Source organism: Nocardia sp. 852002-20019_SCH5090214 (assembly GCF_001665865.1).
Taxonomy (GTDB): Bacteria; Actinomycetota; Actinomycetes; order Mycobacteriales; family Mycobacteriaceae; genus Nocardia; species Nocardia nova.
On the sequence record NZ_LZMK01000330.1, the window covers coordinates 1 to 13,794 of the forward strand.

At 68.3% G+C, this 13,794-nt stretch carries 11 protein-coding genes; 1 reads left to right on the plus strand and 10 read right to left on the minus strand.

Translation table 11 applies throughout. From position 1 onward, the window contains the following. Window positions 1-505, plus strand: a 505-nt coding sequence (locus tag A5780_RS26240; protein WP_231983096.1) for a DUF4232 domain-containing protein, incomplete at its 5' end; no start/stop codon positions are given. 29 nt (window positions 506-534) lie between these two features. On the opposite strand, the gene A5780_RS26245 is transcribed toward A5780_RS26240, so the two are convergent. The 10 genes from A5780_RS26245 to A5780_RS26290 all read right to left on the minus strand — a co-directional run. Next, on the minus strand, window positions 535-1,359 hold the full coding sequence (locus A5780_RS26245) for a cyclase family protein (RefSeq protein WP_064907038.1): 825 nt from the start codon (window positions 1,357-1,359) through the stop codon (window positions 535-537). A 37-nt stretch (window positions 1,360-1,396) separates the two neighbouring features. Beyond that, a complete protein-coding gene (locus A5780_RS26250) occupies window positions 1,397-2,218 on the minus strand; it encodes an SAM-dependent methyltransferase (protein WP_063014732.1) in 822 nt (273 codons plus the stop codon). A gap of 110 nt (window positions 2,219-2,328) precedes the next feature. Next, entirely contained in the window at window positions 2,329-3,954 is a 1,626-nt protein-coding gene (gene nuoN / locus A5780_RS26255; protein WP_064909942.1) for an NADH-quinone oxidoreductase subunit NuoN, read from the minus strand. After that, window positions 3,951-5,600, minus strand: a complete 1,650-nt coding sequence (locus tag A5780_RS26260) for an NADH-quinone oxidoreductase subunit M (RefSeq protein WP_063014736.1) — start codon at window positions 5,598-5,600, stop codon at window positions 3,951-3,953. The genes nuoN and A5780_RS26260 overlap by 4 nt, the downstream gene beginning before the upstream one ends. Then, window positions 5,597-7,501: an NADH-quinone oxidoreductase subunit L gene (nuoL, locus tag A5780_RS26265; RefSeq protein ID WP_064909944.1), complete on the minus strand. Its 1,905-nt coding sequence runs from the start codon at window positions 7,499-7,501 to the stop codon at window positions 5,597-5,599. Before nuoL ends, A5780_RS26260 begins: the two co-directional genes overlap by 4 nt. 1 nt (window position 7,502) lies before the next feature. After that, window positions 7,503-7,802, minus strand: coding sequence for an NADH-quinone oxidoreductase subunit NuoK (gene nuoK, locus A5780_RS26270; RefSeq protein ID WP_025350204.1), 300 nt, complete (start codon window positions 7,800-7,802; stop codon window positions 7,503-7,505). Continuing rightward, window positions 7,799-8,698, minus strand: coding sequence for an NADH-quinone oxidoreductase subunit J (locus tag A5780_RS26275; protein WP_082940741.1), 900 nt, complete (start codon window positions 8,696-8,698; stop codon window positions 7,799-7,801). The genes nuoK and A5780_RS26275 overlap by 4 nt, the downstream gene beginning before the upstream one ends. Next, a complete protein-coding gene (gene nuoH, locus A5780_RS26280) occupies window positions 8,695-10,548 on the minus strand; it encodes an NADH-quinone oxidoreductase subunit NuoH (RefSeq protein ID WP_064907041.1) in 1,854 nt (617 codons plus the stop codon). The genes A5780_RS26275 and nuoH overlap by 4 nt, the downstream gene beginning before the upstream one ends. A 1-nt stretch (window position 10,549) precedes the next feature. Then, window positions 10,550-13,018: an NADH-quinone oxidoreductase subunit G gene (locus tag A5780_RS26285; protein WP_064909946.1), complete on the minus strand. Its 2,469-nt coding sequence runs from the start codon at window positions 13,016-13,018 to the stop codon at window positions 10,550-10,552. Beyond that, window positions 13,015-13,794, minus strand: a 780-nt coding sequence (locus A5780_RS26290) for an NADH-ubiquinone oxidoreductase-F iron-sulfur binding region domain-containing protein (protein WP_197521873.1), incomplete at its 5' end; no start/stop codon positions are given. The genes A5780_RS26290 and A5780_RS26285, both read right to left, overlap by 4 nt.

Consider the following 13,794-nt stretch of genomic DNA (forward strand, 5'->3'; position numbering starts at 1 on the left):
ACCCTCCGCGCGACCGGCCACCGAAACGCCTGCCGCGCAGTCGCCTTCGCCGCAGCCCACCTCCACACCGGGGCCCACCACCACGGCGGCCGTCGCGGCGTGCCGGCCACGCCAGCTGGACATCACCGCCCACACCCTCTCGCCGGGGATGATGCATCGCGGCGTCGAACTGAGCTTCGCCCTCGCCGCCGACACCCCGCCCTGCACGATCGGCGGCTATCCCGGCGTCGACACCGACGAGGGCGGCCCGGTGCTGCACGCCCGACGCACCCCGCGCGGATACATGGGTGGCCTTCCCCGCGACGACGACACTCCACCCGTCGTCACGGTGCTGCCCGGTCGCCCCGCCCGCGCGGTCGTGGAAGGCTCCGCGATGGGCCCGGCCGGCGAGGACTGCCCGCTGTACACGAGTCTCGATGTGACAGCTCCCGATTCGACCGACACACGCACGGTGCACACCACCATCGACACCTGCGCCCTGGAGGTGCATCCGGTCACCGGCTGAGGCGATTCGAGCAGGCGGGATGCCGAGCCTCAGGTGTAGGCGAGCATTCGGCACGGTCGGCCCGTACCGCCGATGTGTTCGGGCGCGCCGACCACGACGGTGGCACCGGTCGGCGGGACCGAGCCGAGATTGGCCACCATCTCCACGCCGTAGCGACCGCCGCCGAGGAAGGCGGTGTGTGCGCCGTAGTCGGGATCGGCCGCGTGGTCGAGGCTGAGTGTATCCACCCCCGCGCCGACGATATCGCGCTGGCGCACAAGGTAATCCGCGGCCTCGGCGCAGAAGCCGGGCGCATGCGGGGTGCCCTGGACGTCGAGGTTGACGAAGGCCGCCGGATGGGCGAGGCGGCGTTCCCACCCGGAGAACATGGCGACGAAGGCCCGGGGCGGAATGCGGCCGTAGATTCGCTCGAACGCATCGATGTCGTCGATCGTGACCGTCGCGTCGACGTCGAACGCCGCCTTCGCGCTGATGTCGATCACGATGAGTGGAGCCACCAGATCACGCACCGAGAAGGTGCCGGCCGACACCCCGCCGGAGGCGCGGCGCAGCGGCGCATCGACATGGGTTCCGGTGTGCTCCCACAGCGCGATCGTGTTCTGGTCGAAACCGCCCAGCGCATGCCATGCCACCGGAACCATCGCGAACGGCGGATTACCCGGCCACATCGGCGTATTCGGGCCCACCGGATGGGTGAGATCGACGACGGCTCCGGCGCGCGGGCGTGCGACGGGTGCGGTGGCCGCCACCGCCAGCGCCGCGAGGCCGGCCGCGCCCGCCAAGGCGCGCCGCGACGGGACCGTCGCGAAATCGGCACCGTCGTGGGCGATCCGGACGATCCGAGGTGCGCACATGGTGCCCGGAAGCTTAGTGCCCCGCGACGTGTGGCCGCTACGACTTACGGGCCAGGGCGCATGCGATCAGTTGTTCCCACAGCGTGGGTTCGCGCTCGGCGGGGCCGATGCGCGAGACCGAGGCGTCGGTTTCGGCGGGCCGCCACCGGGCGCAGATCTCCAGCCCCGGCTCGAGCACCTCGAGATCGCCGAACAGATCGAGGATCTCCTCGTCCGAACGCCAGCGGCCACGCCCGAAGGTCGCCTGGAGCTTCTCCTCCGCGGCCTGCGTCTCCTCGTTGAAGCCGGAGCGGAAATGCGAGATATAGATCTGCGAGCCCACCGGGATCCGGTCGGTCCACCACTTCACCAAGTCGGCCGGGTTCTCGTCGTTGTTGAGGTGGTGCAGGATCGCGCTGAAGATCACCGCCACCGGCTCGTCGAAATCGATCAGCCGCCGCAGGTCCGGATGGGAGTAGATGGCCTCCGGATCGCGCAGATCCGCGTGGATGACCGTGGTGTTGTCGTCGGCGGACAGCAGGGCGCGACCATGGGCCAGCACGATCGGATCGTTGTCCACGTACACCACGCGCGCGGTGTCGAGGTGACGCTGGGCGACCTGATGCACATTGTCTACGGTCGGCAACCCGCTGCCCATATCGATGAACTGGCGCACACCGGATTCGGCGATATCGGCGACCGCGCGAATCATGGCCTGCCGATTGGCATAGGCGATGGCGACCGAACCAGGTAGATCGTTGATGAAGTAGTCACCGACCTTGCGGTCGACGGCGTAATTGTCGCGCCCGCCCAGCAGATAGTCGTACACGCGGGCGATGCTCGGCTTCGATTGATCCACCTGTGCGGCGCTGTCGGTCATGACACCAGTTTCTGTGCGCGGAGGTCGTCGTCGGACTCGATCCTAGAGCCACCGTTGACGTTTCGGTGCGGCCTCGACGAGAACCGTTGTCCCCGACGAAGTCTCCGGCATCATCCGCTGACGAACCCGACCGCGCGGTTCGCCAGGTCGAGCAGCGGTTGCGGCACGATACCCAGCGCCAGGGTGGCGGCGCCGGTGACGATGACGACCATCGTGGTCACCGGCGCGGTGACCACGGCGGGCGGCGCCTCCGGGGGATCGGTGAAGAACATCTGCACGATGACGCGAATGTAGAAGAACACGGCGATCGCACTCGAGATCACACCGACGATCACCAGATACGCCGCATGTCCGGAGGCGGCCGCCGAGAACACCGCGAATTTCCCGACGAAGCCACTGGTCAGCGGAATGCCCGCGAACGACAGCAGAAACAACGCGAAAACCGTTGCCAGCCACGGCGAACGGCGACCGAGCCCGGCCCATGCCGACAATGCGGTGGCCTCGTCTCCCACGCGGTCGCGCACCAGCGTGACCACCGCGAACGCGCCGACCGTGCTCACGCCGTAGACGGCCAGATAGAACAGCACCGACGAGACCCCGTCGGAATTGGCCGCCACCAGCGCGGTGAGGATGAAGCCGGCGTGCGCGATGGAGGAGTAGGCGAGCATGCGCTTCACATCGGTCTGAGTGACGGCGAGAATCGCGCCCAGCACCATCGTGGCCACCGCCACGGCGCCCAGGATCGGACGCCAGTCCGCACTCAGTCCCGGCACCGCGACCTGCAGGATGCGCAGTAGAGCTCCCACCGCCGCGATCTTGGTCGCCGCGGCCATGAACGCGGTCACCGCGGTCGGCGCCCCCTGATACACATCGGGCACCCACGACTGGAACGGCACGGCGCCGATCTTGAACAGCAACCCCACCGCCAGCATCGCCACACCCAGCACCGCAAGGGTTTTCGAGCCGGAATCGCGCGCCACGGCGTCGGCGATCCCGGAGAAGCGAATCGTGCCGGCGTAGCCGTACAGCAGCGCCATCCCGTACAGGAAGAACGCCGAGGCGAACGCGCCCAGCAGGAAGTACTTCAGCGCCGCCTCCTGCGACAGCAGCCGACGCCGCCGCGCCAGCCCGCACAGCAGATACAGCGGCAGCGACAGCACCTCGAGCGCGACGAACATCGACAGCAGATCGTTGGACGCGGGAAACAGCAGCATGCCACCGACCGCGAACAGGGTCAGCGGAAACACCTCGGTGGTGGTGATGCCCGCCCGCGCCGCCGCGATCTCGTCCGAACTGCCCGGCACCGCCGCGGCCTGCGGAGTGAAGGCGTCGACGACGACCGCACCGGAAGCCGTCGCGGCCGCCCGGCTCCAGGTCCCGGGGCCCTCCCGGCTTTCGCGCGCCAGCCGCGGTTCGATACCGCGTTCGGCCATCAGCGCGACCGCGAGAATCGCCACCACCAGGATGGTGCCCTGCAGCATCAGCGTCACGTTGTCGACGGCGACCGCGCCGACAGCCACCGTGGCATGAGTCCCGGCGAGCGCGATCACGGCCACCAATGCCGCCACCAAACCGCCCAGCGCGAGCACCAGATGGACCGGATAGCGCCACGACCGGGGCAGGAACGCCTCGGCGATCACCCCGGCGACGGCCACACCGAAGACGACGAGCATCGGTGCCAAAGCGTGATATTCGATCGAAGGAGCCGGAACCGTCGCGGCCAGAAGCTGATTCACCGGTGGTTACCTCCGCTCGGAGTGGTCGCGGCCGGTACGGTCGCGGCATCCGGCGCGACCGTAGGCGCCGGATCGTGTTTGCCGATGGTGGTGAGCGTGCCGGCCACCGCCGGATTGATCCGGTCGAGAACCGGTTTCGGATACGCGCCGAGGACCAGCAACGCCGCCAGCAGCGGCACCACGACCAGCAGTTCGCGCGGCAGCAGATCCTGCAATCGCTCATTGCCCTTGCGGACCGGTCCGGTCATCATGCGCTGGTACATCCACAGCACGTACAGCGCCGCCAGCACCAGTGCGCCGCTGGCGAACACGGCCGCCACCGGATAGCGGGTGAACGTGCCGGCCAGGACGAGGAATTCGCTCACGAACGGCGCGAGGCCGGGCAGTGAGAGCGTCGCCAGGCCCGCGATCAGGAAGGTGCCCGCCAGTACCGGCGCCACCTTCTGTACCCCGCCGAATTCCGCGATCACCCGAGTTCCGCGGCGCGACACCAGGAATCCCGCGATGAGGAACAGCGCCGCGGTCGAGATGCCGTGGTTGACCATGTACAGCGTCGCACCCGACCCGCCTTGATTGGTCATCGCGAAGATGCCGAGGATGATGAAGCCGAAATGCGAGATCGAGGTGTAGGCGATCAGGCGCATCACATCGGTCTGCCCGATGGCCAGCAGCGCGCCGTAGAGGATGCCGATCACCGCCAGCACGCTGATCATCGGCGCGTAGGTGGTCGAGGCGGCCGGGAACAGCAGCAGGCAGTAGCGCAGCATGCCGAAGGTGCCGACCTTGTCGACCACCGCCATCATCAGTACCGCGCTCGCCGGTGTGGCCGACACCGCCGCGCCGGGCAGCCAGGTGTGCAGCGGCCACAGCGGCGCCTTCACCGCGAAGGCGAACATGAAGCCGAGGAACAGCGCGTTGAGCACGGCCGGACCGGCGCCGAGCTGCCCGGAATTCGCCGCCGCCGTGACCGCCCGGAAATCGAAGGTGCCACCCGCACCGCCGAGATGTGCCCGTGCGGTGAGTACGTAGAGCCCGATCACGGCGGCCAGCATGATCAGGCCGCCGAACAGGTTGTACAGCAGGAATTTCACCGCCGCGCGCGAACGCTGCTGCCGCAGTGCCAGTTCCGCGGCCGCCGATTCACCGCCGCTGGTGCGGGGCCCGAATCCGCCGATGAGGAAATACATCGGGATCAGCATGACCTCGAAGAACACGTAGAACAGCAGGATGTCGAGCGAGACGAACGAGATCAGCACCATCGACTCGACGATCAGGGTGAGCGCGACGTAGATGTGCGCGACCCGCCGCCCGCCGCCCGCTTCGCGGTCGTCCTTCCATCCGGCGAGGATCAGCAGCGGCACCAGTGCGGCGGTCAACAGCAGCAGCACCAGCGCGATGCCGTCGACGCCGAGGGTGTAGCCGGCGCCGAAAGCCGGTATCCAGCGGTGTGATTCGACGAGTTGGTATTGCGGGCCGCCGGGATCGAACCGCACCGCGACCACGATCGCGACGGCCAAGGTGGCCAGCGACAACACGAGTCCGGTCACGCGGGCCACCGTGCGCCGGCCGGCCGGAACGGCCAGCACGACGACGGCGCCGGCCAGAGGCAGCACCCACAGTGTGGTCAGCCAGGGATACTCCGTCACAGCAACCTCACCGCCAGCAGGGCCGCGACCACCAGGGCCGCGCCGGTGAACATGGACAGGGCGTACGAGCGCACGAAACCCGTTTGCACGCGCCGGATTCGCGCCGACAGGCCGCCGATCACCGCGGCTGTGGTGTTGACGATGCCGTCGATACCGCGGTTGTCGAGGAAGACCAGCGAGCGGGTCAGGTGGGTGCCCGGACGCATGAACGCGGCTTCGTTGAACGCGTCGCCGTACAGATCGCGGCGAGCCGCGACGGTCAACGGTGTGACCTCCTGCGGGGCGGTGCGCGGCACCGGCCGTCGCGCGTACTGGCGGTAGGCGACCGCGACACCGATCGCGACCACGACCAGCGCGGCCACGGTGACCGCCCACGCCGGCACGACGCTTTCGGCGTGTTCGGTGCCGACCACCGGTGCCAGCCAGTTCTGCAGCGATGATCCGAAGACGAACACCCCTCCGGAGAACACCGAGCCGATCGCCAGCACGATCATCGGGCCGGTCATCACCGCGGGGGCTTCGTGCGGATGCGGCTGCGGCTCGGAATCGTCCGCAGCCCAACGGTTTTCGCCGAAGAACGTCAACAACATCACGCGCGTCATATAGAAGGCGGTGATCCCGGCGCCGAGCAGCGCGGCGGCGCCGAGGGTGATGCCGTTCGCGCCGCCGTAGCCGAACGCGGCCTCGATGATCCGATCCTTGGAGAAGAACCCCGCGAACGGCGGCACCCCGATGATCGCCAGATAGCCGAGCCCGAAGGTGACGAACGTGATGGGCAGGTACTTTCGCAGCCCGCCGTAACGGCGCATATCCGTCTCGTCGTTCATCGCGTGCATGACCGATCCGGCGCCGAGGAACAATCCGGCCTTGAAGAAGCCGTGGGTGAGCAGATGCATGATCGCCACGGCATATCCGGCGGGGCCCAGTCCGGCGGCCAGCACCATATAGCCGATCTGACTCATAGTGGACGCCGCCAGCGCCTTCTTGATGTCGTCCTTCGCACAGCCGATCACGGCGCCGAACAGCAGCGTCACCGCGCCCACCACCAGCACGCCCGCGCGCGCCGCCGGGGCCGCGTCGAAGATCGCGTTCGACCGCGCGATCAGATACACACCCGCGGTCACCATGGTGGCGGCGTGGATGAGGGCCGACACCGGAGTCGGGCCTTCCATCGCGTCGCCGAGCCAGGACTGCAGCGGCACCTGCGCGGATTTACCGCACGCGCCGAGCAGCAGCAGCAGGCCCAGAGCGGTGAGGGTGCCTTCGCTCGCCTGCGGGACACCGGCGAACACGTGCCCGAAATCGACCGAACCGAAGGTGGCGAACATCAGGAACAGCGCGATCGCCAGCCCCATGTCGCCGACACGGTTGACCACGAAGGCCTTCTTCGCCGCCGCGGCCGCGGACGGCTTCTCGTGCCAGAACCCGATCAGTAGGTACGAGGCCAGGCCCACGCCCTCCCAGCCGAGATAGAGCACCAGATAGTTGTCGGCCATGACGAGGATCAGCATCGCGGCCAGGAACAGATTGAGGTAGGCGAAGAACCGCCGCCGCGCCGGATCGTGGCTCATATAGCCGACCGAGTAGATGTGGATCAGCGAGCCGACGCCGGTGATCAGCAGGACGAAACACATCGTCAGCTGATCGAGTTGCAGCGAGAACTCCGCCTGCAGTCCGGCGACCGGTATCCAGCTGAAGAAGTTGTGTGACACCGCTCGATCGGCGCCGGCGCGGCCGAGCATCTCGGCGAACGCCCACACCGCCACGCCGAACGAGGCGACCGCGGTCGCGCAGCCCAGCCAATGCCCCCAGCGGTCGCTCAGGTGTCCTGCCAGCAGCAGGATCAGCGCGCCGGCGGCGGGGAGGGCCGGCAGCAGCCAGAGCAGATTCCCGGTACCCACGTCAGTACTTCAACAGGTTGGCGTCGTCGACCGAGGTCGAGCGGCGGGTGCGGAAGATGGTCATGATGATCGCCAGGCCCACGACGACTTCGGCCGCGGCGACGACCATCGTGAAGAACGCGAACACCTGCCCGTCGAGGTTGTGGTGCTGCCGGGCGAAGGTGACGAAGGCGAGATTGACCGCGTTGAGCATCAATTCGATGCACATGAACACCACGATCGCGTTGCGCCGCACCAGCACCCCGGCCGCGCCGATGGTGAACAGCAGGGCGGACAGATACAGGTAGTTGTCCGGATTCACCGCGGAGCCTTCCTCTCGTTGTCGCCGGTCGCATGGGCGCCGTTGCTGTCGCTGCGTCCGTTCTCGCCACCGCCGTTCGATTCACTGCCGTTCGATCCGGTGCCGTTGCCGCCGTTGCCTTCTCCCATACCGATCACCGCGTCCTCGGTGTGGGCGCGGCGGCGGCGATGGCGCAGGATGGTGCTCACCGACAGTTCGGCGAACGAGCCGTCGGGCAGCCGGGCCGGCACGTCGACGGCGTTGTGGCGGGCATAGACACCGGGGGTGGGCAGGGGCGTGATGCGGTGGCCTTCGCGCAGGCGCCGCTGCGATTGTTCGCGCTGCCCGGTGCGCGGACCGAACCGTTCCCGATGCGCGAGGATCATCGCGCCGATGGTGGCGGTGATCAGCAGCGCGCCGGTGAGTTCGAAGGCCCACACGTAACGCACGAAGATCAGCTCGGCCAGCGCGCCGATCGGGTCGGCGCCGAATCCGGGACCGGTGGCCGCGACCGAATCGTCGCGCACGCCCCGGGCGATCGCCCCGATCAGCAGCAGCCCGAATCCGACACCCACCACGACGACGGCGATGCGGTGCCCGCGCAACGTCTCCCGCAGCGATTCGGCCGAATCGACGCCGACGAGCATCAGGACGAACAGGAACAACATCATGACCGCGCCCGTGTACACCACGATCTGCACGACGCCCAGGAACAAAGCGTCCTGGGCGATGTAGAACACCGACAGGGTGATCATGGTGGCCGCCAGGCACAGCGCGGAGTGCACGGCCTTGCGGGCACACACCATGCCGAGACCACCCGCCACCGCGACCACGGCCAGGACCCAGAACAGCACCGCCTCCCCGGTCGAGGTACGGGTGGCAGCTTCGGCGGCAAGCACATTCGCGGCCGGGGTCATTGCGCACCTCCTTGGGCACCGGTGGCGGCCGGTTCGAGACCGGTGTCCGCGGCGGTGGTGCCGGTGGGACGGAGCCCGGTATCGCGGTCGGTGCCGGGGGCGGCGGGGACGGCGCCCAGGTAGTAGTCCTCCTCGGTGGCGCCCGGATAGGCGGCGTGCGGCGGGGCGATCATCCCGTCGCCCAGCGGGGCGAGCAGCCGGTCCTTCTCGTAGATCAGATCGGCGCGATTGTCGTCGGCCATCTCGTATTCGTTGGTCATCGTCAATGCCCGCGTGGGGCACGCCTCGATGCACAGTCCGCAGCCGATGCAGCGCAGATAGTTGATCTGGTAGACGCGGCCGTAGCGCTCGCCGGGGGAGTAGCGCTCGCTGTCGGTGTTGTCGGCGCCCTCGACGTAGATCGCGTCCGCCGGGCAGGCCCACGCGCACAGTTCGCAGCCGATGCACTTCTCCAGGCCGTCGGGATGGCGGTTGAGCTGGTGGCGGCCGTGGTAGCGCGGCGCGGTCGGCACCTTCTCCTCGGGGTAGAACTCGGTGTTCTTCTTCTTGAACATCGTGACGAAGGTGACCCAGAATCCGCCGATGGGTTCCAGCAGACCGGCTTTGGTGGCAGGCGGCGCGGTCTCGGGCATCGGCGGCACCGGGAAGTCCGAGAACTGTTGCGTCCCAGTGGTTTCCGGTGCGATATTGTCACCGGCACGCCCGGCGCGCAGCATTGTCGCCAGCAGGCCCACCGAGATGATCACGCCGGCGATCACGAGGCCCGTGGTCTGCACGTCGTGGCCGTTGTCCTGCACCACCTTCAGCGTCGCCACGATCATCACCCACAGCAGCGACACCGGAATGAGCAACTTCCAGCCGAGATTCATGAACTGGTCGTAGCGCAGCCGCGGCAGCGTCCCGCGCAACCAGATGAAGACGAACAGGAACGTCCAGACCTTCAGCGTGAACCACAGCAGCGGCCACCAGCCCGAATTCGCGCCGTCCCACAGGTTCAGCGGGAAGGGTGCGTGCCAGCCGCCGAAGAACAGTGTGGTGGCCAGCGCCGAGACGGTGCCCATGTTGATGTATTCGGCCATCATGAACATCGCGAATTTCAGCGACGAGTATTCGGTGTGGAAACCGCCGACGAGTTCACCCTCGGCTTCGGGGAGATCGAAGGGGGCGCGGTTGGTTTCGCCGACCATCGCCACCGCGTAGATGACGAACGACGGCAGCAGCAGCCAAATGTTCCAGGTGCCCCACTGCCGATCCACGATGCCGGAGGTGGACATGGTCCCGGCCAGCAGGAACACCGCCGCGAAACAGGCCGCCATCGCGATCTCGTAGGAAATCACCTGCGCGGTCGACCGCAGACCACCGAGCAGCGGATACGTCGATCCCGACGACCATCCCGCCAGCACGATGCCGTAGACCCCGATCGAGGTCATCGCGAGGATATAGAGCACCCCCACCGGCATATCGGTCAACTGCAGCGGTGTGCGGGTGCCGAAGATCGACACCTCCGGTCCGAGCGGTATCACCGCGAACGCCATCACCGCCGGAATCAACGCGACGATCGGCGCCAGAATGTAGATGGGCTTGTCGACCATCGCCGGGACGATGTCCTCTTTGAGGAGCATCTTCACCCCGTCGGCGATGGATTGCAGCGAACCGCGCGGCCCGACCCGATTGGGTCCGACCCGCATCTGCATCCAGGCCACCACCTTGCGCTCGATCACCACCGCGAGCAGCGGGATGAGCAGCAGGAAGATGAAGATACCGATGGATTTGACCACGACCAGCCACCACGGGTCGTGGCCGAACGCGGACAGATCGGCCGGGGCCGAGACCAGCACAGCCGGTGACATCTCACTCATGGGGGTCCTCCCGTTGGATGCGCACGCGGTGACCGAGGGCGGTGGTGAGCCGGTCGTTGACCGTCGACTCCGCCGAATTCCACGGCAGCCAGGCGACGCGATCGGGCATCTCGGTGATCTCGAGCGGCAGCACGATGCGACCGTGCCCGGTGCTGATCCGCACCGAATCGCCGGTGGCCGAGCCGATTTCGGCGGCGGTGGCCGGCGACAGCCGCAGCACCGCGGGCCGTGCCGTGCCGGCGAGATTCGGTTCACCGTCCTGCATGCGGCCGTTGTCGAGCAGCATGCGCCAGCCGGCGAGGATGGCGGTGCCGGTTTCGGTATACGGTAGTGCGGCCGACGGATGCGCCGGGGGCTGCGGCCGCGGCCCGTCCCAGACACCCAGGGCGTCCAGTTCCGCGCGGGCGGCCTCGACCGTCGGCAAGCCCAGCCGCACTCCCATCTCGTCGGCCAGCGAATGCAGCACGCGATGATCGGCGAGCGGAGCCGCCTGCCGCCGCACCGTCGCATCGCCGAGGGCGGCGCCGAACGGCCGTGGCCGGCCCTCCCAGGTGAGGTATGTCCCCGCCTTCTCCATCGCCGAGGCGACGGGGAACACCACATCGGCCCGCTCGGTGACCTCACTGCGCCGCAATTCCAGACTGACCACGAAGGCGGCGGCCTCGACGGCGGCCCGGGCGGCGCGGGGATCGGGCAGATCGGCGATCTCCACACCCCCGACCAGCAGCGCGCCGGGGTGGCGGCCGGCGTCGAGAATCGCGGCGGTATCGCGACCGGGTGTGGTCGGCAGTTCGTCGACCTGCCAGATCCGCTGAACCTGTTGGCGCGCACGCGCATTCGCGATCGGGCGACCGCCCGGCAGCAGACCGGGCAGCGCTCCCGCCTCGAGCGCGCCACGTTCCCCGGCGCGGCGCGGCACCCATGCGAGCGCGGCGCCGGTGGTCTCGGCCAATGCCGCCACCGCCGACAGCGCACCGGGGAGTGCGGCCAGCCGTTCGCCGGCCAGGATCACCGCACCGCGACGGCGCAGCGCGCGGGCGAGTTCGTCCAGCCCCGACGGATCGGGCGGACATTCGTATCCGGCGCCCGAGACCGCCAGCGCCTGCAAGAGCCGCGCTTCGTCGCCGGGCACGGTAGGAATCAACCGCCCCGATATCCGGTTCAGGCCCCGGCTCGCATAAGCGGCCATCGAATAGATCGCAGTCGCCGAGGTGCGGGCGGCCTTGCGCAGCCGCAGATGCAGGATCGGGCATTCCTCTTCGGGTTCGAGTCCGGCGAGCAGGGCGACCGGCGCCGAATCCAGCGCCCCGTAGTCCACCCGCACCCCTTGTCCGGCGATCGCCGCGGCCAGGAATTCGGCTTCCTCGGCGGAATGGGCGCGAGCACGGAAATCGATGTCGTTGGTGCCCAGTGCGATACGCGCGAATTTGGCGTACGCGTAGGCGTCCTCGACGGTGGCCCGGCCGCCCACCAGCACTCCGGCGTTCCCGCGGGCGGCGGCCAGTCCCGCACCCGCTCGCGCGAGCGCCTCCGACCACGAGGCCGGAACGAGGACGCCGCTGTCGTCGCGGATCAGGGGAGTGGTGATCCGGTCGGGTTCGGTCGCGTAGGTGAAGGCCCACCGGCCCTTGTCGCAATTCCATTCCTCGTTGACCTGCGGATCATCACCGGCCAAGCGGCGCAGCACTTTTCCGCGGCGGTGGTCGGTGCGCTGGGCGCATCCGGCGGCGCAGTGCTCACACACCGCCGGACTCGAGACCAGGTCGAAGGGGCGGGCGCGGAAGCGGTAGGTGGTGCCGGTGAGGGCGCCGACCGGGCAGATCTGGACGGTGTTGCCGGAGAAGTAGGAGTCCATCGGCTCGCCGTCGGCGATCCCGACCTGCTGCAGTGCGCCGCGGTCCATCAACTCGATGAACGGATCACCGGCGATCTGCTGTGAGAACCGGGTGCAGCGGGCGCACAGCACGCACCGCTCCCGATCCAGCAGCACCGCGGGTGAGAGCGGAATCGGTTTGGGGTAGGTGCGTTTCACCCCCTCGAAGCGTGATTCGGGCCGGCCGCTGGACATAGCCTGGTTCTGCAGCGGGCATTCCCCGCCCTTGTCACAGACCGGGCAATCCAGCGGATGGTTGATCAGCAGCAGTTCCATCACCCCGGCCTGCGCCTTCTGCGCGGCCGGCGAACTGATCTGGGTGTGGGCGATCATCCCGTCGGTGACGGCCATCGTGCAGGAGGCGACGGGCTTGCGCTGCCCCTCCACCTCGACCAGGCACTGCCGGCACGCCCCGACCGGATCGAGCAGCGGATGATCGCAGAACCGGGGGATCTGGATTCCGACGAGTTCGGCCGCCCGGATGAGCAACGTTCCGGTGGGCACCGCGATCGTCGTGCCGTCGATGGTGACGGTGACCATGTCCTGAGGGATGACGCCACTGCTGTCGTGGCTCACTGTCGCGGTCATCGCACTCCTTCGGCAGGCGTCGCTGCGGTCGCGGCCGTGGCGCCGGCCCAGGCGGTCGAGCGAGCGGGATCGAACGGGCACCGGCCCAGCCGGATGTGCTCGGCGTATTCGTCGCGGAAGTATCTGAGCGAGGACACGATCGGGCTGGCCGCACCATCCCCGAGCGCACAGAACGATTTGCCGTTGATGTTGTCGGCTATATCGAGCAGGGTGTCCAGATCGGCGTCGGTACCGCCGCCGGACTCCAGCCGTTGCAGCAGCTGCACCAGCCAGTAGGTGCCCTCCCGGCAGGGGGTGCATTTTCCGCAGGATTCGTGGGCGTAGAACTCGGTCCAGCGCAGGACCGCGCGTACCACGCAGGTGGTGTCGTCGAAGATCTGTAATGCCTTGGTGCCCAACATGGATCCGGCCGCACCCACGTTCTCGTAGTCCAGCGGCACATCGAGGTGTTCGGCGGTGAACAAGGGCGTGGAGGAGCCGCCGGGAGTCCAGAACTTCAGGGTGTGCCCGGCGCGCACGCCGCCGGCGTAACCGAGAAGTTCGCGCAGCGTCACACCCAGCGGCGCCTCGTACTGTCCCGGCCGGGTGACGTGTCCGGACAGTGAGTACAGGGTGAAGCCCGGCGATTTCTCCGACCCCATCGAACGGAACCATTCGACGCCGTTGTGCAGGATGGCCGGCACACTCGCGATCGACTCCACATTGTTGACCACGGTCGGGCACGCGTACAGGCCGGCGACGGCGGGGAAGGGCGGGCGCAGGCGAGGCTGGCCGCG